The 21613-nt window shown below is 58.5% G+C and carries 26 protein-coding genes; 13 read left to right on the forward strand and 13 right to left on the reverse strand.

Annotated features, from left to right (window positions below; all coding sequences use genetic code 11):
• The first annotated feature begins 71 nt into the window (after window positions 1-71).
• The gene (gene lpdA, locus DK510_RS15880; RefSeq protein ID WP_109312909.1) at window positions 72-1460 is read left to right on the forward strand and encodes a dihydrolipoyl dehydrogenase; all 1389 of its coding nucleotides are present in this window, start codon (window positions 72-74) and stop codon (window positions 1458-1460) included.
• Between the two features lie 20 nt (window positions 1461-1480).
• Here the strand turns inward: lpdA and DK510_RS15885 are convergent, their stop codons facing one another.
• The gene (locus tag DK510_RS15885) at window positions 1481-2059 is read right to left on the reverse strand and encodes a TetR/AcrR family transcriptional regulator (RefSeq protein WP_109312910.1); all 579 of its coding nucleotides are present in this window, start codon (window positions 2057-2059) and stop codon (window positions 1481-1483) included.
• Between the two features lie 101 nt (window positions 2060-2160).
• Here DK510_RS15885 and DK510_RS15890 point away from each other — a divergent pair, with 101 nt between their 5' ends.
• Entirely contained in the window at window positions 2161-2754 is a 594-nt protein-coding gene (locus DK510_RS15890) for an NAD(P)H-dependent oxidoreductase (RefSeq protein WP_109312911.1), read from the forward strand.
• Window positions 2755-2762: 8 nt separating this feature from the next.
• Here DK510_RS15890 and DK510_RS15895 read toward each other — a convergent pair whose 3' ends face one another.
• The 4 genes from DK510_RS15895 to DK510_RS15910 are packed head-to-tail and all read right to left on the reverse strand — an operon-like array spanning window position 2763 to window position 5668.
• Window positions 2763-3368: a pyridoxamine 5'-phosphate oxidase family protein gene (locus DK510_RS15895; RefSeq protein ID WP_109312912.1), complete on the reverse strand. Its 606-nt coding sequence runs from the start codon at window positions 3366-3368 to the stop codon at window positions 2763-2765.
• A complete protein-coding gene (locus tag DK510_RS15900) occupies window positions 3355-4095 on the reverse strand; it encodes a 1-acyl-sn-glycerol-3-phosphate acyltransferase (RefSeq protein WP_109312913.1) in 741 nt (246 codons plus the stop codon). Before DK510_RS15900 ends, DK510_RS15895 begins: the two co-directional genes overlap by 14 nt.
• The gene (locus tag DK510_RS15905) at window positions 4095-4994 is read right to left on the reverse strand and encodes an ABC transporter permease (RefSeq protein WP_109312914.1); all 900 of its coding nucleotides are present in this window, start codon (window positions 4992-4994) and stop codon (window positions 4095-4097) included. Before DK510_RS15905 ends, DK510_RS15900 begins: the two co-directional genes overlap by 1 nt.
• Complete coding sequence (locus tag DK510_RS15910; protein ID WP_109313004.1) at window positions 4991-5668, reverse strand: cell division ATP-binding protein FtsE; 678 nt, start codon at window positions 5666-5668, stop codon at window positions 4991-4993. Before DK510_RS15910 ends, DK510_RS15905 begins: the two co-directional genes overlap by 4 nt.
• A gap of 184 nt (window positions 5669-5852) precedes the next feature.
• On the opposite strand from DK510_RS15910, the gene DK510_RS15915 reads away from it, so the two are divergent.
• Complete coding sequence (locus tag DK510_RS15915) at window positions 5853-6584, forward strand: zinc-ribbon domain-containing protein (protein WP_109312915.1); 732 nt, start codon at window positions 5853-5855, stop codon at window positions 6582-6584.
• A gap of 6 nt (window positions 6585-6590) precedes the next feature.
• On the opposite strand, the gene DK510_RS15920 is transcribed toward DK510_RS15915, so the two are convergent.
• The 5 genes from DK510_RS15920 to argH form a co-directional block, all read right to left on the reverse strand.
• Window positions 6591-9140, reverse strand: a complete 2550-nt coding sequence (locus tag DK510_RS15920; protein ID WP_370246369.1) for a TIGR02302 family protein — start codon at window positions 9138-9140, stop codon at window positions 6591-6593.
• Window positions 9141-9176: 36 nt separating this feature from the next.
• Window positions 9177-10442 carry a diaminopimelate decarboxylase gene (gene lysA / locus DK510_RS15925; RefSeq protein ID WP_109312916.1) on the reverse strand — a complete coding sequence of 422 codons (1266 nt, stop codon included), beginning with the start codon at window positions 10440-10442 and terminating at the stop codon, window positions 9177-9179.
• 53 nt (window positions 10443-10495) lie between these two features.
• Window positions 10496-10645 (reverse strand): hypothetical protein, encoded by a 150-nt coding sequence (locus DK510_RS23020; protein ID WP_200833252.1) that lies wholly within the window; start codon window positions 10643-10645, stop codon window positions 10496-10498.
• A gap of 82 nt (window positions 10646-10727) precedes the next feature.
• Entirely contained in the window at window positions 10728-10910 is a 183-nt protein-coding gene (locus tag DK510_RS15930) for an argininosuccinate lyase (protein ID WP_109312917.1), read from the reverse strand.
• Window positions 10910-12298 (reverse strand): argininosuccinate lyase, encoded by a 1389-nt coding sequence (argH, locus tag DK510_RS15935; protein ID WP_109312918.1) that lies wholly within the window; start codon window positions 12296-12298, stop codon window positions 10910-10912. The genes DK510_RS15930 and argH overlap by 1 nt, the downstream gene beginning before the upstream one ends.
• Before the next feature lie 21 nt (window positions 12299-12319).
• Here argH and DK510_RS15940 point away from each other — a divergent pair, with 21 nt between their 5' ends.
• From DK510_RS15940 to DK510_RS15985, 10 genes are all read left to right on the forward strand, one after another.
• Entirely contained in the window at window positions 12320-12886 is a 567-nt protein-coding gene (locus DK510_RS15940) for a TlpA disulfide reductase family protein (RefSeq protein WP_109312919.1), read from the forward strand.
• A 92-nt stretch (window positions 12887-12978) separates the two neighbouring features.
• Window positions 12979-13308, forward strand: coding sequence for a hypothetical protein (locus tag DK510_RS15945; protein ID WP_109313006.1), 330 nt, complete (start codon window positions 12979-12981; stop codon window positions 13306-13308).
• A gap of 60 nt (window positions 13309-13368) precedes the next feature.
• On the forward strand, window positions 13369-13755 hold the full coding sequence (locus DK510_RS15950; protein ID WP_109312920.1) for a hypothetical protein: 387 nt from the start codon (window positions 13369-13371) through the stop codon (window positions 13753-13755).
• On the forward strand, window positions 13752-14723 hold the full coding sequence (locus DK510_RS15955) for a sterol desaturase family protein (protein WP_109312921.1): 972 nt from the start codon (window positions 13752-13754) through the stop codon (window positions 14721-14723). The genes DK510_RS15950 and DK510_RS15955 overlap by 4 nt, the downstream gene beginning before the upstream one ends.
• 90 nt (window positions 14724-14813) lie before the next feature.
• A complete protein-coding gene (locus DK510_RS15960) occupies window positions 14814-15002 on the forward strand; it encodes a hypothetical protein (protein WP_109312922.1) in 189 nt (62 codons plus the stop codon).
• 103 nt (window positions 15003-15105) lie between these two features.
• On the forward strand, window positions 15106-15939 hold the full coding sequence (locus tag DK510_RS15965; protein WP_109312923.1) for an EAL domain-containing protein: 834 nt from the start codon (window positions 15106-15108) through the stop codon (window positions 15937-15939).
• 183 nt (window positions 15940-16122) lie between these two features.
• Complete coding sequence (locus tag DK510_RS15970) at window positions 16123-17298, forward strand: acetyl-CoA C-acetyltransferase (RefSeq protein WP_109312924.1); 1176 nt, start codon at window positions 16123-16125, stop codon at window positions 17296-17298.
• Window positions 17299-17485: 187 nt separating this feature from the next.
• A complete protein-coding gene (gene phbB / locus DK510_RS15975) occupies window positions 17486-18208 on the forward strand; it encodes an acetoacetyl-CoA reductase (protein WP_109312925.1) in 723 nt (240 codons plus the stop codon).
• 303 nt (window positions 18209-18511) lie between these two features.
• Window positions 18512-19459 carry a transcriptional regulator GcvA gene (locus DK510_RS15980; RefSeq protein ID WP_109313007.1) on the forward strand — a complete coding sequence of 316 codons (948 nt, stop codon included), beginning with the start codon at window positions 18512-18514 and terminating at the stop codon, window positions 19457-19459.
• A complete protein-coding gene (locus DK510_RS15985; protein WP_109312926.1) occupies window positions 19456-20322 on the forward strand; it encodes a DMT family transporter in 867 nt (288 codons plus the stop codon). Before DK510_RS15980 ends, DK510_RS15985 begins: the two co-directional genes overlap by 4 nt.
• On the opposite strand, the gene DK510_RS15990 is transcribed toward DK510_RS15985, so the two are convergent.
• From DK510_RS15990 to DK510_RS16000, 3 genes are all read right to left on the reverse strand, one after another.
• Window positions 20319-20483: a YdcH family protein gene (locus DK510_RS15990; RefSeq protein WP_082649277.1), complete on the reverse strand. Its 165-nt coding sequence runs from the start codon at window positions 20481-20483 to the stop codon at window positions 20319-20321. The two genes, DK510_RS15985 and DK510_RS15990, sit on opposite strands and share 4 nt — an antisense overlap.
• Window positions 20484-20604: 121 nt before the next feature.
• Window positions 20605-21378 carry a tRNA1(Val) (adenine(37)-N6)-methyltransferase gene (locus tag DK510_RS15995; RefSeq protein ID WP_109312927.1) on the reverse strand — a complete coding sequence of 258 codons (774 nt, stop codon included), beginning with the start codon at window positions 21376-21378 and terminating at the stop codon, window positions 20605-20607.
• Entirely contained in the window at window positions 21375-21590 is a 216-nt protein-coding gene (locus tag DK510_RS16000) for a DUF2007 domain-containing protein (RefSeq protein ID WP_037316655.1), read from the reverse strand. The genes DK510_RS15995 and DK510_RS16000 overlap by 4 nt, the downstream gene beginning before the upstream one ends.
• Between the last annotated feature and the right edge of the window lie 23 nt (window positions 21591-21613).

The raw sequence follows: 21613 nt of genomic DNA on the forward strand, positions 1-21613 counted from the left end.
TAATGTAATGGGGAAACGCCCCGGCGTGCAGGAAATTGCCGCCATCCCCGTAAACGATAAGGACCTGACACATGGCAAATTATGACGTTATCGTAATCGGATCAGGCCCCGGCGGCTATGTTTGCGCCATCCGCTGCGCTCAGCTGGGTCTGAAGACTGCCTGCGTCGAAGGGCGTGAAACTCTGGGCGGCACGTGCCTGAACGTGGGCTGTATCCCCTCGAAGGCGCTGCTGCATGCCAGCCATCAACTGCATGAGGCCGAGCATAACTTTGCCAAGATGGGCCTGAAGGGCAAAAGCCCCTCGGTCGATTGGAAACAGATGCAGGGCTACAAGCAGGAAACGATCGACGGCAATACCAAGGGTATCGAGTTCCTGTTCAAGAAAAACAAGATCGACTGGTTGAAAGGCTGGGGCTCGATCCCTGCCGCAGGTCAGGTCAAAGTGGGCGACGAGGTTCACACCGCCAAGAACATCATTATCGCATCCGGGTCCGAACCGTCCTCGCTGCCCGGTGTCGACGTTGACGAAAAGGTTGTGGTGACTTCGACCGGCGCTCTGTCGCTGAACAAGGTGCCAAAGAAGTTGGTGGTGATCGGCGCAGGCGTGATCGGGCTTGAGTTGGGCTCGGTCTATCAGCGTCTGGGCGCTGAGGTGACTGTGGTTGAATTCTTAGATGCGATCACCCCCGGCATGGACCCCGAAGTTCAGAAAACCTTCCAGCGCATCCTCAAGAAACAAGGCCTAAAATTTGTAATGGGCGCTGCGGTCCAAAAGACCGAAGCCACCAAGACCAAGGCCAAAGTGACCTACAAACTGCGCAAGGATGACAGCGAACATGTGATCGAGGCTGATACAGTACTTGTCGCCACCGGACGCAAACCGTACTCGGATGGTTTGGGTCTGGAAGCGTTGGGTGTTGAAATGACACCGCGTGGTCAGATCAAGGTGGGGGCAGATTGGCAGACAAACGTGGCGGGCATTTACGCCATCGGTGACGTGACCGAAGGCCCCATGCTGGCGCATAAGGCCGAAGACGAAGGTATGGCCGCAGCCGAGCAGGTTGCGGGCAAACATGGGCACGTAAACTACGGCGTCATCCCGGGCGTGATCTACACCTGGCCCGAGGTTGCCAATGTGGGCGAAACCGAAGAGACGCTGAAAGAGCAAGGCCGCGCCTATAAGGTCGGCAAGTTCATGTTCATGGGCAACGGCCGCGCCAAGGCGAATTTGATGACCGATGGGTTTGTCAAAATCCTGGCCGACAAGGAGACCGACCGCATTCTGGGTTGCCACATCATCGGCCCCGGTGCCGGCGATCTGATTCATGAAGTCTGTGTGGCGATGGAATTTGGCGCCTCGGCCGAGGATCTGGCCCTGACCTGCCACGCCCACCCAACTTATTCGGAAGCCGTGCGTGAAGCTGCGTTGGCCTGTGGCGACGGACCAATCCACAGCTGATAAAACAACCCCGGCGCCCGTCAGGTTGCCGGGGTTAACCACGCGTCCAGATAGATTTCTAACCTATCTGAAAAGCTCTCTGCCTCATGCAGCGCGCAAAACTTCAGCGACATGGACTGAATAGCAAAGGCCTGAACCCCCTCGGCCAACAAATCGGGGGAAATGTCTTTGCGCACCTTCGCAGTTTCCAACCAATCAGCAACCAGTCGGACATAGCGTTCGAAGCAGCGCGCAATGGGCCCGATCTCGGTGATCGCCGTAGCGCCTGAATACCGGATGATCAGATCGAACACATAACGCTCGGACGTCATGAAGGCGTGGATCGGTTGCAGGGCATCGGCGATTTCGGGAGCCGTGCGTGGGGCGGGGCCCTGTTCGACCTGATTGAAACAGGCAACCAGCCTCTCACCAATCAGCATTTCCATTAGCGCGTCTTTGTCCCGGAAATGCGCAAAAAAGGTTCCCTTTGCGACCCCGGCTGCCTGAACCACGTCTTCCACCCGCAAAGCCTGATAGCCGTTTCTTTCGATAACGTCCTCTGCGGCTTCGATTAATCGGGCGCGCGTTTTAAGGGTTCTCTTTTGAACTGTCTTTTGCATATGCCCTGTTCGCATGTTTTTTGACCGTGGTCAAAATTTTTAATTGACCACGGTCATTTTTTCCACTTATAAACTGACCACGGTCATTTTGGAGATTCGCGATGCAACCTAAGAAAATCCTGATCCTCGACGGACACCCAGGCGAAACCAGCCTGTCCCGAACATTTGCAGAAACCTATGCCGACGCGGCCAAACAAAAGGGGCACGACGTTCGCATGATTCACCTAAGCGACCTGCAATTTGACCATGACTTCGGTCAGGGAAACTATGAGGACTTCAAACCGTTAGAACCCGCATTGGAACAAGTGCTGCAGGATTTTGAATGGAGCGAACACCTTGTCCTGACGGCACCGATGTGGTGGGGCGGCTTGCCGGCCAAGCTGAAAGGGTTGATTGACCGGGCATTCATCCCCGGACGCACCTTCGACACGCGGAATACTACAAGGATCGGCTTTCCAGCACCTATGCTGACAGGGCGCACAGCGCGGGTCATCCTTACCTCTGACACGCCGGGTTGGTTCATGCGTTTCATCTACAGGCAAGCACTGATCCGCCAGATCCGCGATCAGATTCTGGGATTTGTCGGTTTCAAACCGACGCGGTTCACTTACTTTTCGGGCGCCAGCTATCCCAACCCCGGCAGCGTGGACCGCTGGATATCAAAGGTAGCCCGGATCGGTGCCGCGGCAGCCTGATCCCGCGCCTACCACATCGTCTTCGCGGCGCGCGCACCCCATTCCTGATCATATTGCGTGCCGCCTTCCTCGCCGTCCGACGCCTCGGCGAGGATTTCACCGACGGTCGGCACATGCGCGGTCTCGTCGCCACTGACCCAGGTACGGGCCCGCATCAAGGCGCGGGCGCATTGGGTGTAAATCTCAGTGATTTCGAAAACGATCACTGTTGCTGGTCTTTTGCCCTGCTTTTCGAACCGCGCGCGCAAATCTTCATCAGCCGTCACATGCGCCGTTCCATTCAACCGCACGACACTGTTGGACCCCGGCACCATGAACATCAACGACACTCGCGGGTCGCGCACGATATTGCGCAGACTGTCCAGCCGGTTATTTCCGCGCCAGTCGGGCATCGCCAATGTGTGCGGATCAAGTTCCAGTACAACGGGGCCGTCGTCACCTCGCGGGCTGCCATCGACACCCTCGGGCCCAACGGTGCTGAGGATGCACAGGCGCGACGCCATGATCCATTTGCGGTAAAGCGGCGTGAGCTGTCTGGCCACTTTGCGCAATGCAGGCGCGCCCGGCGTCCCGTAGAGCGCCTCGAGCGTTGCGATGTCCTTAATGAGCTCCATCCGGTTCAAACCCCACTTCTCGCATCAATGCACTGGATCGTGTTTCGATCACATCTTCCAGACGCCCAAGAAATTGATCCCGCCCCACACCCGGTTCGATCGGGTCAAGAAAGTCGACAATTGCTAGACCAGGTTTACGCAAAACCCCGGTACGCGGCCAGAAAACACCGGCATTCGTCGCAACAGGAACACAAGGAAAGCCCAGCCCTTCATACAGAACCGCCGTCCCGACCTTGTAAGGTTTCTTCGCCCCCGGTGCGACGCGTGTGCCCTGCGGGTAAATCACAAGCTGCCCGGGCTCAGAGAACTCTTTAGCCACGTCTTTGACCATCTTGGCGACGGCAGCACCCTTTCTGCCGCGATCAACCGGTATACACCCAAGGCGACGGGCATAGAGACCTATAACCGGGGTATACAGCAGTTCCCTTTTCATAATGAACTTGCCGTGCGGAATGGCGCTGAAGATCATGATGATGTCCAGAAAGGACTGGTGTTTGGCTCCGATCACGACCTCGTCCACGGGAACGTTTCCACGAACCTCACACCGGATGCCTACCATCCAGCGGGCCAACCAGATCGTCGATCGCGCGTAGGTTTTACATGCCTGCAAAGCCCCGCGTTTGGTAAACAGCGCGTAGGGCGCGAAAACGATACCAAGGATCAGCATCCACGCATAAATCACGATCATGAAGATCAAAGAGCGCACCCATTGGACCGCTGTAGCCATTACGAAAGCTCCTTCAATTTGCGCACGGCCGCTGTCCAGGTGGCCAAGAACGCCACCGCAGCCCCCAGCAGAGGTATCAGCGCAGGCAACAGCCAGCCAACCCCCTGAAAACCCAATCCGGTCAGAAACCCGCCCTCAACTGAGGCTTCGGGCAACAGCAGGACACCGGTCATGCCGAACAGCACTCCAACAAGGGCGCCGAAGAAAGCGCGATATGTGAACCGCCGTACAAATGCGCTGGCGATAAAACGATCACGGGCACCGACAAGGCGTAGGACTTCGATGATCTGCGCATTGGCCGCCAATGAGGCATTGGCCGCAAGCGTGATCATCGCCGCCGTTGCGCCGCCGATCAGCAGGATAGACACCCAGCCCAATCGCCGTAGCGAGTTTGCCGCCTCGACCAGTGGCTCGCGCCAGCGTGAATGGTCGTCCAGCACGGCGCCGGGCACTTCGGCACCAAGTCGCAAGCGCAAGCCAGCGGTATCTAGATCCGGTTCGCCCTCGATGATTTCTATCAGTTGCGGAATAGGCAGCGTATCAAGCGGCAAATCAGGACCGAACCAAGGGGACAAAAGCGCGACCTGTTCCTCTGCGGTCAGGGCGCGTGCCGACGCAACGCCTGGGGTTTGGGCCAGCACGGTCAGTGCGGCCTCGGTCTGGGCGGAAAGCTGTTCGGCGGGCGCGTTTATACGCAAAGTGGCAGCCCCCGCCAGTTCTGATGCCCAACGGTCGGCCAGCCGGCCCGATGCCAGCGACAAGGCAAGCGCGAAAACGGCCAGAAAGGCCATCGCGCCGGAAACGAACAGGGTCAGTTGCGCTGTGTAGCCCGACGGAGGAACAACCCGATCCGCGCGTTTGTCGCGCACCAGCATGCTGCGGATGGTGCCCTTGTTCATAGATCCGCCCCCGCCAGTTGAATCTGGCGCTGCGAGATTCGCAGAACCCGGGCCTGAACCTGGCTTTTGGCAGCGCGGATCAGGCTCAGGTCATGGGTCGCGATCAGCACGGTCTTACCCATCTTGTTCAACTCGACCAGCAGGCGCAGCAATCGCTGGGACATTTCCCAATCCACGTTGCCGGTCGGCTCATCGGCCAGCACAACGTCCGGCGACAGGATAACCGCCCGCGCCAACGCCGCGCGCTGACGTTCGCCCCCGGAAAGTTCCGGAGGAAGCGCATCAAGCCGTGTGCCCAGCCCGACCCAGTTCAGCAATTCCAGCAGGTCTTCTTTCTGCGCATTCTCGCCTTTGCCGGACACCATCAACGGTAATGCGACGTTTTCAGCCAAGGTCATATGGTCCAGAAATCGGCAATCCTGATGCACAACCCCGATCCGGCGACGCAGCAGCGCCATCTGATCTCGGTCCAGGTGTGCAATGTCCTGCTCAAATGCGGTCATCCGTCCTGATGTGGCCAGCAACGCGCCATAACACAGCTTGAGCAAGGTCGTCTTGCCCGCACCCGACGGACCGGTCAGAAAATGGAACGACCCCGGCTGCAATTGAAGCGACACGTCGCTCAGCAACTCACCATCACCATAGGTGTAGCTGACGTTTTCCAGCTCGATCACAAGGGCCCCCATTTATTGTTGCCGCCCTTCTTGCCCGAGCGCGGTTGTGGTTTCAATGCCTGCACCGGGTCGAATTGGTGACACTTGCCGTGTGAAACCGAAAACACCCTTTGCGGTCAGGTCTTAACGGAATAACATCCCTGAAAAAACTATTATCAGGTCGGGCCCCCGACCGGGAGGCAGCATGCGTCTTACTTGTCCGAATTGTGGTGCTCAGTACGAAGTGCCAGACGAGGTCATTCCCGAGGAAGGCCGCGATGTGCAGTGTTCCAACTGCGAAAAGACTTGGTTTCAGGCCAAATACCCCGAAACTGCCGCTGAACCGGTAAAGCCGGAACCGCCTGTGGTCGAGCCCGTGGCAACGGCTGCAGCTCCAGAGCCTGAAGAAAAACCTGCCGAAGAGCCAAAGCCAACGCCCGAGCCTGCCGAGGCATCCTCGACCGGGAATGTCGACCCGGCGGTTGCCAACATCCTCAAGGAAGAAGCAGCCCGCGAAGCAGACCTGCGCGCCCATGAAGGCGGCAGCCTTGAGACGCAGACCGATTTGGCACTCGACGCGCCGCCCGAAGTGGAAAAAGCCGCCAAGGACCTGATCGCTACAGAAACAGCAAAGGATTTCGGTCAGAAAGACGCGCTGCCGGATGTCGAGGCAATCAATTCCAGCCTGCGCAGCGACGACCCCCTGCCAAAGCTGGACGAGGACATGCCCCCGCCCGCCAAGTCTGGCGGGTTCCGGCGCGGGTTCCTGCTGATTCTGATTGTCGGCGTGATCCTGTTGCTGATCTACAGCAATTCTCAGAAGATTTCCGAAGCGGTGCCGCAGGCTGATCCGGTTCTCAACAGCTATGTCTCTCTGGTGGATCAGGCGCGTTTGTGGCTTGAGGCACAGACCGGGTCTGGCACCTCTCAGAACTGACTTAGATCAGAACCTCTCTAACAGGCGTTTGAGGTATTCAAGTTCGATCTGGGGGCGATCCGATTCCCCAGTCCGGCGGCGGATTTCGTCCAGCAATTCGCGGGCGCGGCGATAGACATCTTCACCCTGCAGCAGGTTTTCATCGGTTGAGATTGTTCCATTGGCCCCCGGGGCGCGGCCCAGCGGATCACGGTTGTCGGCTTGCATGTCGCCTTCCTGCGAACCTTGGCCCGGCTGGTTCTGCTGGTTTTGTGCCAGCGCTTCGCCTAGGGATCGCATGCCCTCGCGCAGGGCCTCCATCGCTTCGGACTGTTGGTCGATTGCTTCGGCCAGATCATCGCCGCGCAGGGCTTCTTCGGCACCCTCCATCGCGCGCCCGGCCCGGTCCAGCGCATCGCGCGCGGCGTCACCTTCGGGGGTTCCGGTGCCGGGCAATCCTTGCTGCTGGCGGTTCAGCTCGTCGCGTAAGGCCTGTTGGCGATCTGCAAGTGACCCCTCCTGGCCTTGCTGGCTGCCGCTGCCCTGTTCGTCAGTCCCCTGACCCTGACCGCCTTGTCCTTCGTGGCTCTGGCCCCGGCCCTGCCCACCCGAGCGGCCTTCGTTGCCCTGGCTTTCGCCGGCTTGCGCGCCGGGGTTGAACTGTTCCTGTAGGTCACGGAAGGCCTGATCGCTCAGACCCTGCTGTTCGCGCAGAGTTTCGGCCAATCCTTCCATCGCCTGCTGGCCTTCGGACTGTTGTCCCTGACCCTGGCCCTGGGTAACGCGCATATTCTCCATCATCTGCTGGAACTCTTCCAGCGCTTGCTGCGCCTCGGCCATGCGGCCCTGTTCCATCAGCTCTTGAATACGGTCCATCATGCGTTGCAGGTCGTCCTGCGTCATTTGCATGGACTCGCCGTCCTGACCTTGCTGGTTCTCGTCGAACTCGCCGTTTTCCTGCGCCAGACGTTGCAATTGGCGCATGTAGTCCTGCGTTGCCTCGCGCAGTTCCTGCATCAACTCGGCGATCTCTTCATCAGTGGCACCGTTTTTCATCGCTTCAGTCAGACGTTCCTGTGCGCGGCGCATACGCTCCAGCGCGTCGGCAAGAGTGCCGTCTTCGATCAGAACGCCTAGCTCCCAAAGCGCCTCGGCGATTTCTGCCTGCTGTTCCTGTTTCAGGCCGTACTCGTTGAACATTTCCAACCGGCGTAAGATCACGCGCAAGCGCAGATAGGCGGTGTCGGACCGGAAAAGCTCTTCGGGCAGGTGCGATACCGCCCGCAGCATCTGCGAAACCCGGGTCGCGTTTTCGCGCGTCCACAGTAGATCGCGGCGCTGTTCGATTATGGCAGCCGCCAGCGGATCAAAGAACCGACGGGCGGGCAGCGCAGTCGCATAAGGCTCGGATTGCCCCTCTTGGTCCGCCGCGTCTCGGGCCATCAAAGTGATTTTTACCGGCAAATGCGCCCATGGATGCTGTGAAAAATCCTCGATAAGATCTTCGGTGAAATCCGCCCGGTCGCCGGTGATCGGCATGGGTAGTTCAACCGTTATGACCTCGCGCGGCTCAGGCGCAGCCGTCAGACCATACTGCCGGTCGACTGAGGCCAGATCCAATTCGATCACAGCTGAGCCGGATACCACGCCATAATCATCGCTGGCAGCGAATGGCAGTTTCATCTGACCGCCGGCCTCGGACTCGGCGGAACCCGCCACGGCCACCTGTGGGCGGATATCCGCAATGACGTTCAGCGCCCAGTCGCGGCCCGATGGGCCATTGATTTTGAACTGGCCCGAGCGTTCGACGACAAAATCCTGCTCCGGCTCGGTGGCCGCCTCAGTACCCAAAGGCGTAGTGGTTTCCGTCAAACTGTGCGCGCCGATTTCCCCGTAGAAGCGCAGAGTGATACGGCTGCCCTGCGGGACAGACAGTGTTGGATCGGATTGATCAGCCAGATACAGCGTCGGTAGCCCGGTGTAACGCGGAGGCTCAACCCAGCCTTCCCAGCTGGGCCCTTGCCCTGCCACGGCAGCGCCGGGCGCCATCTCGGCCACCGAGCCGATGCGCCAGAACGATCCGAACATCGCTGCGATCACCAGCGCAAGCAGTGCCGAATAACGCAGCGCATAGGGGTCGCGATCCGCCAGCCGCAAATCGGGTTTGACAGGCTCCGCCTCTGCAACGCGTCGCGCCATCCGATTCTGGTGTGCGTGCCACAGTGCAACGGAATCCGCGTCCTTCGCGCCGATGGCTTGATCGTCTATCAAAGCTTGAATCGGCCGACCGGGCAGTGCCGCATCCAGCCGCATCAGCGCTTCGGCCCGTGTGGGGAAATGGAATCGCCTTGCGCCAACAAACAGCGTCGCGGCCAATCCCAGCAGTGCTACCGTGCCCACGCCCCAGACGATTTCAACGCGGACCTCGTCCTGCAAGCCGAGCATCAAAGCCGCAAAAATCGCCATTAAAACCGAGAAAAACGGCCAAAACGCGCGCAAAAACTGCTCGGCCAGCATCCCTGCGTGCGTCAGCCACAGGGACAGTCTTGGGATCGGCAGGTTGTGTTTTGCGCGCAAGGCGGGCCTCCTGACCGGGCCCGCGCGTCTATCGCGTCAAAGCCACTCAGGTATGGTATCGCGGTTTATGATTTCGTCAAAGCTTGGCCGTTCACGAATAACTGCAAATTGATCCCCGTGCACCAGAACCTCGGGGATCAGGGGGCGGGTATTGTATTCGCTGGACATAACCGCGCCATAGGCCCCGGCGCTGCGGAACGCGACCAGATCGCCCGGTGAAAGGGGTGGCATGTTGCGTTCCTTGGCAAAGGTATCACCGCTTTCGCAAACCGGGCCGACAATGTCATAGGGTTGCTGTTCAACGCCCGGAGCGGGTTCCTGCACGGCCACAATATCGTGATGCGCCTCGTACATCGCCGGGCGGATCAGGTCGTTCATCGCGCCGTCGAGGATCAGAAAATCACGGCCCTCGCCAGATTTCACGTAAATTACCTTGCTCACCATCAAACCCGCATTACCGGCGATAAGACGCCCGGGTTCGATTTCAATCTCGCAGCCCAGATGGCCCAGCGTTTTCTTGATCAACGCGCCATACTCCACCGGCAAGGGCGGTGCATCATTGGCGCGGGTGTATGGAATGCCCAATCCCCCGCCCAGATCAAGGCGTCGGATATTGTGCCCCTCGGATCGCAACTTTTCGGTAAGTTCGGCGACTTTGGTGTAGGCCAGCTCGAACGGCTCTAACTCGGTCAATTGCGAGCCGATGTGGACGTCGATACCGATCACCTCCAGCCCCGGAAGGCTGGCTGCGTGGGCATAAACCTCAGATGCGCGGGCGATCGGGATGCCGAACTTGTTCTCAGACTTGCCTGTCGCGATCTTGGCGTGGGTTTTTGCGTCAACATCCGGGTTCACCCGAACGGTGATTGGCGCGACCAAACCCAGTTCCAACGCGATAGCGTTGATCACTTCCATCTCGGGTTCGGATTCGACGTTGAACTGGCGGATACCGCCGCTCAGCGCTGCGCGGATCTCATCCGCGGTCTTACCAACGCCCGAGAACACGATCTTGTCGCCCGGCACGCCCGCCGCCTTGGCACGCAGGTATTCCCCGCCCGAGACCACGTCCATCCCCGCACCGGCCTGTGCCAGCGTCTTCAGGATCGCCTGATTGCTAGCCGCCTTCATCGCATAACAGACCAGATGATCCATGCCGTCCAGCGCATCGTCGAACAGTTGGAAATGCCGCAATAGCGTCGCAGTGGAGTAAACATAGAATGGTGTTCCGACCGCAGCTGCGATTTCGGAAATCGGGACATCCTCGGCGTATAGCGCGCCGTCGCGGTAGAGAAAGTGATCCATGACTGCGCGCTTAGACCAAAATGGCCACGCGGATCAATGGATTCCGCGCAAGATCAGTTCGATGTGGAAACACCGACCCGGCCATAGCCCGAGATTTTGATGCCGTTTCCGGTTGATGTCTCTGCGGGCTCGGGGCGGGGTTTATACGTTGGGTCGCAGGCTACCAGTACGACAAGCGAGAGGATCAGGCCGATGGTTTTCATTGTCTTGACTTCTTTTTTGAATTTGGCGCTCGGCCACTATGCCGTGCAAATAGGCATGGTAATGCGAGATTGCTATCGACGATTACAGCCCCAGGAAAACGCCGAGCCCGCCGCGTCGCAGGCCGACCCCGACACCGCCATAGGTGCCGCTGCTGCCGACACCGATATTTGCGCTCATCGTGGGTTGGATGGGTTCGCCGTCCGCTCCACAGCCGACCAGAAGAGCCCCGGCCGAAATAAGAAGCACCACACGTAGTATCTGCATCACACCAGCGCCTTCCACCGCTTGACCTGGGCACGCACCTGATCCGGTGCAGTGCCACCAAAAGACTGGCGTGAGTTTACCGAATTTTCGACGGTAAGGACAGAATAGACATTGTCGGTGATGTCCGCGTGGACCGATTGCATGTCTTCCAGTGTCAAATCGGGCAGGTCACAACCCTTGCTTTCCGCCATGGCGACCAGCGATCCGGTGACATGGTGCGCGTCGCGGAACGGCAGGCCCGGCACACGGACCAGCCAATCGGCCAGATCGGTCGCGGTCGAAAAACCAGCCCCTGCGGCGGCAGCAAGGCTTTCACGGTTGGCGGTCATGTCCTTGACCATGCCTTCCATCGCGGCCAGAGCCAGCATCCAGTTGTCGGCGGCGTCAAAGACCTGTTCCTTGTCTTCCTGCATGTCCTTGGAATACGCCAGAGGCAGGCCCTTCATCACCATCATCAGTGCAGTATTGGCACCGTAAATCCGCCCCACTTTGGCACGGATCAATTCCGCCGCATCAGGGTTCTTTTTCTGGGGCATGATCGACGACCCGGTCGAGAACCGATCGGACAGCGTAACAAACCGGAACTGAGCCGAGGACCAGATGACCAGCTCTTCGGCAAAGCGAGACAGGTGTACAGCGCAGATTGAGGCGGTCGACAGAAATTCCAGCGCGAAATCACGGTCGCTGACGGCGTCCAGCGAGTTGGCGGCAGGGCGGTCAAAGCCCAGCGCCTCAGCCGTCATCTGACGATCGATGGGGAAGGACGTTCCAGCCAGCGCGGCAGCACCCAAGGGGGATTCGTTCATCCGGGCGCGGGCATCGCGGACGCGGGACAGGTCGCGGCCAAACATCTCGACATAAGCCATCATGTGATGGCCCCATGTGACGGGCTGCGCAACCTGCAAATGGGTAAAGCCGGGCATGACCCAATCAGCACCAGCATCAGCCTGCGCCAAAAGCGCGCGGATCAGTGCCAGCAGGCCGGATTCAGCCGCATCAAACTGATCGCGGACCCAGAGCTTAAAATCGGTCGCGACCTGATCATTACGCGAACGGCCTGTGTGCAAACGGCCTGCGGGTTCGCCAATCACCTCTTTCAGGCGCGCTTCGACATTCATGTGGATGTCTTCCAACGCGGTCGAGAACTGAAATTCCCCGTTCTGGATTTCTGACAAAACGGTGAGCAGCCCTTCCCGAATAGCCTGCGCATCACTATCAGTTATAACACCTGTGGCAGCCAGCATGGCGGCATGGGCACGCGAGCCTGCAATGTCCTGGGCTGCCATCCGCTGATCGAACCCGATCGAGGCGTTGATTGCCTCCATGATCGCGTCTGGACCGGCGGCAAAGCGGCCGCCCCACATCTGGTTCGAAGATTGATCGGTCATGTAAGAAAACCCGGAGTTGATATGCGCCTATTTCGTCTGATCCCCCTTTATATGGCCCTTGCGTTGGGTGCAAACGCGGCTTTGGCCACGGATGCCGAAACTCTGGCACCGCTCCGGGAGGACTCCCTGAAACGGCTGATCCTGCACAAAGAGCCGAAGCCAGTCGAAGCAGTTGAATTTCAGCTTGAGGATGACGGCGGCACCGCGACGCTTGCGGATTACAAGGGCAAGTATGTTCTACTAAACTTCTGGGCCACCTGGTGTGCGCCGTGCCGCAAGGAAATGCCCCAGATCGCAGAGCTGCAAGAAGAATTCGGCGGCGACAAGTTCGAGGTCGTAACACTGGCCACCGGGCGCAACTCGCCAGCCGGGATCAAGAAGTTTTTCGAGGAAAACGGCATCGACAACCTGCCACGTCATCAGGATCCCCAATCGGCAGTTGCACGCAAAATGGGTGTGATCGCCCTGCCAATCACCGTCATTCTGGATCCCAACGGCAATGAAATTGCTCGATTGATTGGCGATGCCGAGTGGAATTCGGACAGCGCCAAGGCCATCGTTTCAACCCTTGTCGAGGGCAACAGCTGAAGCATCAGGCCTTCCTGAACGTTTTGTGTTATGCTGAAACCGGCCCAGATGGGCCGGTTTTCGTTTGCAACCTGAAGGAAGGGGAGACGACGATGAAACCGGTAGTTCTGTTGATTGGAAAATTGCCCAACGTGATCGGTGATGTTGCGCGTCAATTGGATCACCTTCCGATCCAATGGCTTGGCGCGCACGATCAGGAAGAAGTCAAACGGCAGCTGGACGAAGAGCCGCGCATCGCTTGCGCGATAATGGGTGCCGGTCTTAATGACAGGATACGCGGCGAGATGGTGGGCATCATCGCGGCGCGCAGGCCCGATATCTGTATCCACGTAAAGGATCGCGCCTCGGGGCCGGACGGGTTGGTGCCGTTTGTCCAGCGAGTTGTCCAGTATGAGGTTCTGGACAGTCTGGAACATAGCTGACGCGACGCCACCTTTGACAGCCTGCCTGCCGCTTTGCACTCTGCCGCGCAGGAGGACGGAATGCCGCTTGAAATTCTATTGGTTCTGGTGGTCGGAGGCATCGCCGGGATAACCCTGTTGCTGCACCTGACAGGTAGATCCCGATTGCGCGTGCTATCGCCCGAATTGGCGTGGTCAGAATGGATGCGCCATGCGCCGGATGATTCGATCATCGATGTCACTGTTGCACATGACGGGCACGCCGCCCTGATCCGAACCGAAACAGGAAATGGTCTGCTGTGGTCTTTCGGTGCAGACACCGTGGCCCGACATCTGCTGGATTTTGATCTGCTGGATCACCCGCAAGGGTTCGAGGTTCAATTCCACGACTTCGGAACGCCCAAGGCCGTTATCCACCTTGACGAACGCGAACGCCGCCACTGGCAGCACCTGATGGAGCCCGCATGACCGATCACGTGACTTTCCCGGACGCCGTGCAATGGGCTGTCCCCTTTTTCATAGCTGCCATTCTGGCCGAGTTTCTGTGGATCGCCGTCAAAGGACGCGGTGGCCGCTATGAGACGCGGGACACTGTCACATCGCTGATCATGGGGGCTGGCAACATCGCATCCGGCTTTCTGTTGGGGTTCATCGCCTATGCATTCTTCATGTGGCTGTGGCAGATTACGCCGCTAAACCTGGGCACCTCTGTCCCCGTTATCCTTCTGTGCTTTGTGCTGGATGATTTCCGCTATTACTGGGTGCACCGCTTTGGTCACCGCATTCGCTGGGTCTGGGCCAGCCACGTGAACCACCACAGCTCGCAACACTACAACCTGACCACCGCCCTGCGTCAGACATGGACTTATACCTTTACCTTCATGATGGTGGTTCGCGCGCCATTGATCCTATTGGGTTTCCATCCGGCGATGGTACTGTTCGTCGGTGGTCTGAACCTAATTTACCAATTCTGGATTCATACCGAAGCCATCGGCAAGATGCCCCGCTGGTTCGAGGCGGTGATGAACACGCCCAGCCACCACCGCGCCCATCACGGTCGCAACGCGCGTTATCTGGATTGTAACTATGCTGGCGTTTTCATCATCTGGGACAAGATGTTCGGAACATTTGTCCCCGAACAGGAAGATGACCGCGTCGACTATGGGCTGGTGCACAATATCGGCACCTTCAACCCGCTGCGCGTGGCCTTTCACGAGTGGGTTGGAATATGGCGCGACGCGACACAACCTGGCCTGACAATTCGTCAGCGACTGGCATATTGCTTTGCTCCCCCGGGCTACAGCCATGATGGCAGCCGGGGCAATTCCGAACAGATCAAGGCCAAGCATCTGGACCGCCACCCGGAAGATCGTGGAACGCCCGGATTCGAACAATTCGACACCAAACAGCCCAATACGCAAGCAAAACAGGCCTGATACCGCCGACCTATCCGACCTGATTCTTGAAATCCGGCCCTCGCGTCCCATATCCAAACGATGTGTGCAGTGCGAGTAACCGGAGGCGACATGACCAGACTGACAACCCTTTCCACCGTTATGGGTCTTACCGGAGTGGTGCTCGCTATGTTGACGGCGCTGGCTGGAGGTGCGACCGGAATCGTCGCGTTGGGCTTTGGCATGATGCTTTTGGGGTTCATGGGTGCGGTGATCGGTGGCTTTGCAGCGCTGGGACGCATCTGGGAAACGACACGTTGACCCAAGCCTGACTTCAATCAATTGCGTTTGTCTTAACCGCAGATTCATACCTTTCCCCTGAAATCGTCACCGGACCGGCGGCGTTAAGGGAAACGGGTTGCACATGCGTAAGAAGGTACTGGCAGATTTGCCCGAAGGTGGGGACAGCCCCTTGAACGCGGCTGTCAAATCCCGCGATGCCTCGACGATTGAAATAGCGACCGAGGCGGTGAAGCACAACCAGTGCAAACTGGCCTTTCAACCGGTGATGCAGGCGAACAGGTCGCATGGCGTCGCCTTCTACGAAGGCTTCATCAGAGTGCTGGATGAAACCGGTCGGGTCATCCCCGCGCGCGAGTTCATGCCACAACTGGAAAACACTCCAATCGGGCGCGAACTGGACTGTGTCGCGCTTGAAATGGGATTGCGGACGCTGACCAAAAACCCCGACATTCGCCTGTCCATCAACATGTCTGCCCGTTCGATCGGTTACGCGCGATGGTCACGTGTGCTGGAGCGGTTTCTGAAGAAAGACGCCAATATCGGCGAAAGGCTGATTTTGGAAATCTCAGAAAGCTCGGCTATGACGGTGCCTGAGCTGGTGATCGATTTCATGGACCGGCTGCAGCCGCGCGGCATCGCCTTTGCGCTTGACGACTTTGGGGCCAGCAATTTCAGCTTTCGAAATTTTCGCGAGTTTTTCTTTGATGCTGCCAAGATCGACGGCCAGTTCATCCACGGAATCGGCGAAAATCGGGACAATCAGGCGTTGGTACGGGCCCTGATCGCCGTGGCGCGAGAATTCGAGATTCTGGTGACCGCCGAATCAGTCGAAACACAGAAGGATGCCGAATTCCTAATTGCCAACGGCGTCGACTGCCTGCAGGGGTTCCTGTTTGGCCCCCCGACCATTTCCGCCCCATGGAAGGCAGAAAAACCCAAGCGTACAGCCAGTTAGCGTGATTTGGCCGGTCCACACCCGACCTGAGGCAAGCTGACCGTTGCTGCAACTGCAGCGTTGCGCTATGCCATGTGGAGTTGGAGCGGGGAACATGAGGCGCTCTCACTGCCACAGAGTTGTCTCTGTGCGATCCGCGCCGTCGAATATCCCGCAGGACCTTGACGGTAAAGGATTGTCTAAATGACCAACGTAGTAATCGCATCCGCCGCGCGCACCGGAGTGGGCAGCTTTGGCGGCTCGTTTGCAAACACACCCGCGCATGATCTTGGGGCCGCCGTACTGGAGGCTGTAGTAGAACGCGCAGGCGTGGAAAAGGGCGAAGTCAGCGAAACCATACTGGGACAGGTGCTGACGGCAGCTCAGGGTCAGAACCCCGCCCGTCAGGCACATATCAACGCTGGTCTGCCGCAGGAAAGCGCAGCCTGGGGTATCAATCAGGTTTGCGGCTCGGGCCTGCGCGCCGTGGCCCTGGGTGCTCAGCACATCCAACTGGGCGACGCCGAAATCGTTGCTGCCGGTGGTCAGGAAAACATGACTCTTTCGCCCCACGCCGCCGCTCTGCGTGCCGGTCAAAAGATGGGCGACATGAAATACATCGACACAATGATCCGCGATGGTCTTTGGGATGCGTTCAATGGCTATCACATGGGCCAGACCGCTGAAAACGTCGCCGAGAAATGGCAGATCAGCCGTGACATGCAGGACGAATTCGCCGTCGCGTCGCAGAACAAGGCTGAAGCCGCGCAAAAGGCTGGCAAGTTCGCCGACGAAATCACGCCCTTCACCATCAAGACACGCAAGGGCGACATCGTGATGGACGCCGACGAATACATCCGCCATGGCGCCACCATGGAAGCGATGGCAAAGCTGCGTCCGGCCTTCGCAAAGGACGGTTCGGTCACGGCCGCAAACGCATCCGGCCTGAATGACGGCGCGGCGGCGACCCTGCTAATGTCCGCCGAAAATGCTGAAAAGCGCGGAATCGAGCCACTGGGCCGTATCGCATCCTATGCAACCGCCGGTCTGGACCCGTCGATCATGGGCGTAGGCCCGATCTACGCTTCGCGCAAAGCGCTGGAAAAAGCGGGCTGGTCCGTTGACGATCTGGATCTGGTCGAGGCGAACGAAGCGTTTGCCGCACAGGCCTGCGCCGTGAATAAGGACATGGGTTGGGATCCGTCGATCGTGAACGTGAACGGCGGCGCCATTGCCATCGGTCACCCGATCGGCGCTTCGGGCTGCCGCGTTCTGAACACGCTGCTCTTCGAAATGAAACGCCGCGACGCGAAGAAAGGTCTCGCCACTCTCTGCATCGGCGGCGGCATGGGCGTCGCCCTGTGCGTGGAGCGCGACTAAGTGCTTTGACAAGCGAATAGAAAAGGGCGTCCCTTGGGCGCCCTTTTTTGTTACATTGGGGCCTTAACCCAAAGATGCGACGATATTGCCACGCGGAATTTAGAAAATCATGACGAAACAATATTGCGCACGATCAACTCTCAAAGTAACAGCATTACCAAGACGACTTTAATTGGAGGATTCCTAAATGGCACGTACAGCACTCGTTACCGGCGGCTCCCGCGGCATCGGCGCAGCAATTTCCAAGGCGCTCAAGGCCGAAGGGTACAATGTTGCAGCCACCTATGCGGGGAACGACGAAGCCGCCGCGAAGTTCACCGAAGAGACCGGCATCGCCACCTACAAGTGGAACGTCGCTGATTATGACGAATCCAAAGCCGGAATTGAAAAAGTCGAAGCCGAGGTTGGCGCGATCGACATCGTGGTTGCAAACGCGGGCATCACTCGCGACGCACCCTTCCACAAGATGACCCCCGAACAGTGGCACCAGGTAATCGACACCAACCTGACCGGCGTGTTTAACACAGTGCACCCTGTCTGGAACGGCATGCGCGAGCGTAAGTTCGGCCGCGTCATCGTCATCAGCTCGATCAATGGTCAGAAGGGCCAGTTCGCTCAGGTGAACTATGCCGCGACCAAAGCAGGCGATCTGGGCATCGTGAAATCTCTGGCGCAGGAAGGCGCGCGTGCAGGCATTACCGCCAACGCGATCTGCCCCGGCTATATCGCAACCGAGATGGTGATGGCTGTTCCTGAAAAAGTCCGCGAATCCATTATCGGCCAGATCCCAGCAGGTCGCCTGGGTGAGCCCGAAGAAATCGCGCGCTGCGTGGCGTTCCTGGCATCCGACGATTCTCAGTTCATCAATGGCTCGACCATTTCGGCCAACGGTGCGCAATTCTTCGTCTGATCTGAGGCGCAGAAAAGACAACGGGCCGGTCCATTGCGGACCGGCCCTTTTTTATCCCGTAAGAACGCGCGCGCAGCGCTCAGCGGGAACCGAATAGCCACATAAGGGCGTGTTTGATCATCTTGCCACGTTCAGCATGGGCCCGCTGAAAGGCGCGGGCAGCTGCGGGGTTGGTCGTCATTTCGATCATAGCAGTCTTCCTTTCAGTTCAGCTGTGTTTGACTTTAACCCAATATGCGCCTTATCAAGAAAGGCGACAAACGAGCTTTCTTTGAGTTTCAGTTAAGATATTCTTGTGTATTGATGAGCGACTATCTTCCCCCGTTAACCGCCCTGCGTGCCTTCGACGCCGCAGCACGCCACATGTCCTTTGCCAAGGCCGCAGAGGAGCTGCGCGTGACCCCGGCAGCCCTGTCTTTCCAGATCAAGTCACTGGAGGAACATCTGGGCCGGCCCTTGTTTCACCGCTTGAACCGCGCGGTTGAGTTGACCGAGGCCGGACGCGCCCTTGCCCCCGGCGCGGCCGAAGGATTCGCCGCACTGCAGACGGCATGGCAAGCTGCGCGCCGACAGGGCAACGATACCTCGCTGACCGTGACAGCAGGCCCGGCGCTGACAGCCAAATGGCTGGCACCGCGCCTTTATGAATTTGCACGGGCGCATCCCGAGATTGACCTGAAATTCTCGGCAACGTTGCGGATTATGGATCTTGAACGTGATGACGTGGATGTGGCCATTCGATTTGGTTACGGGGGGGATGAAGGATTGTATTCCCTGCAAGTTCGCAAGGAATGGCTGACACCGGTGATGACACCAGATCTGGCCGAGCAGTTCCCCACCCCCGACAGCCTGCGGGACGCACCATTGATCTTTGACGATTCGATTGCGTTCCTACAACCGCCCAGCGATTGGCCGACCTGGTTTCGCGCGGTCGGAGTGGATTATGCCCCAACGCATGGGGCGCATTTTTCGAACGCAGACCACGCAATTGATGCTGCGGTTGCGGGCGTTGGCGTGGTACTGGGTCGCCGGGCTATGATCTTGAAGGACCTTACCGAGGGACGTCTTGTTGCTCCGTTCAAAACGGCTATCGAAACACAAGGCCGGTTTCGGTTTCTGTGTTTGCCAGGTGCAGAAAACAGGCCCCAAATCGCCGCTTTCCGCGACTGGTTCATGGCCGAAATTGAAAAGACCGCGCATATTTCGGACGAATTCAACATCATCCCGGTCCAAGAGGTTCAAAGCCTATGACCAAATCGCGCGCTACAGCCATCGGGTTTGCCGCCGTCTTGCTGTGGTCGCTGCTGGCCTTGTTCACCGTCGGGTCATCCCCCACGCCGCCACTGTTGCTGAATGCAATCTGCTTTTCGATTGGTGGAACACTTGGCCTGATCTGGACCTGGCGCAGCGGTGGGTTGCGGCAATTGCGGGACGTTCCGTGGACCACCTATCTGTTCGGCACAGTCGGGTTGTTCGGCTATCACGCGCTATATTTCTCGGCCCTTCGCATGGCCCCGGCGGCCGAGGCTGGTCTGATCGCATATCTCTGGCCGTTGCTCATCGTGTTGTTTTCCGGGCTTTTGCCGGGCGAACACCTGCGCATCGGACATTTGTTCGGCGCATGTCTGGGGTTTGCAGGGGCTGCCGTGATCATCGCCGGAGGCGGCAGCAATGGGTTTCAGACCGACCACCTGCCCGGCTACGCCTTGGCCTTGTTATGCGCGTTGACGTGGTCTGGATACTCGGTCCTGTCGCGTCGGCTGGGCGATACGCCAACTAGCTCTGTCGCCGTTTTCTGTATTGCGACCGCCATAGCATCCAGTTTGCTGCACCTTGCTGTCGAAGATACCGTCTGGCCTGACAGTGCCTTTAGCTGGACGTCCGTGATCGCACTGGGCCTGGGGCCGGTGGGGTTGGCGTTCTATGTCTGGGATATCGGGGTCAAGCAAGGCGACATACAGCTCTTGGGGACGGCGTCGTACGCGGCACCCTTGTTGTCTACGCTAGCTTTGGTTGTGGCCGGGATCGCCGCCCCGTCCTGGGGTCTGGCGATCGCGGCCCTATTGATTACTGGCGGCGCGGCCATTGCCGCGCGGGCGAGTATGAAAACCTAGGCTGACAGGCGTTCGATCTCTTCTTTTAGCCTTAGTTTTTGTTTTTTGAGTTGAGCGATATGGAGATCATCGATACCTGGCGCGCGTTGGGCTTGTTCAACTTCAAGACCGAGAGTTTCGTGCTTTTTCTTCAGTTCGGTCAGATGTGCGCTCACGCTCATGGCGATACTCCTTCGTTGGTGTCTCAGGTTCACGTAAGAAGTTGACCACATCGTTTCCAGCCTGTCACGCCGCAGACGCACAGAATCTGTAATAAATCCGACAAATTCGGCTGGTTAATGCCTATTGATCAGAAAACCCCGGCAGCGAGGCCCCTTTGCGCAACACGTCTGAGACCTTTGGCGTATAGCTTTCCCCATCATGTTCGTGCCGATCCCCGTCGTGTAAAACGACTGGCGCACGCAGCTGAAAATCGGCGCGGCCGCCCTTTCTGGCTCGTAAAATTACCAATTCTGCCTTGCGACCGGCTCTGGCGGCCAGTGGCAGGACTTCAACCGATCCCAACCGCCCTTCGCATGCCATCAATATGTCGGGAAGACGGTTGGCTTTCTGGATCATATGCAAGTGCCCGCGAGGCGCGAGGCGCTTGGCCGCGCAGTCAATCCATGTCTCCAAAGGCGTTTGCTCGCCCAACGCAATACTACGCCCCGTGTCATCGGCCGGGCTATGCGCGCCAGCACGGTAATAAGGCGGGTTTGCGAGTACATGATCGAATTGCCGCTGTTTGAGCGTAGCTGGCAATGCACTGATATCGGCCTCGACTACCTCCAGCGGCGCGTCATTTTCCGCGGCGTTTCGGCTTGCCAATTCTGCATAGCTTGCCTGTAACTCGACCCCAACGGCCTGCAGACCCGGCACGCGGGCCAGCAAGCACAGGATCGCGGCACCCGCGCCACAGCCCAGTTCCAACACGGTGTGACCACGTGTCGCCGGGACGACCGCTGCCAGCAAAACCGGGTCAACCCCCGCGCGATATCCTGCGCGCGGCTGCAACAAACGCACACGCCCGCCCAGAAAATCATTTTGGGTCAATTCACTATCGGAAAACAGGTTCATCTGCCCAGCGGGATTTCGTTGTCACGCATTACCCGTTCTGCGCGGGTCAGGTCATCGGCTCGCACCATCAGGCGGCGCGGAAAGATTCCTATGCCTCCTTCGAGGATGCTCATATTTACGTCCATCTGAAAGCAGTCTATATCCTCGCCCTCAAGAAGGGCGGAAGCAAAGGCCAGAATCGTCGGATCGGTGCTGCGCAAAAGTTCTTTCATGGGGATGGATGTAAGGGCAAGGC

Source organism: Ruegeria sp. AU67 (genome assembly GCF_900312795.1).
Lineage (GTDB): Bacteria > Pseudomonadota > Alphaproteobacteria > Rhodobacterales > Rhodobacteraceae > Ruegeria > Ruegeria atlantica.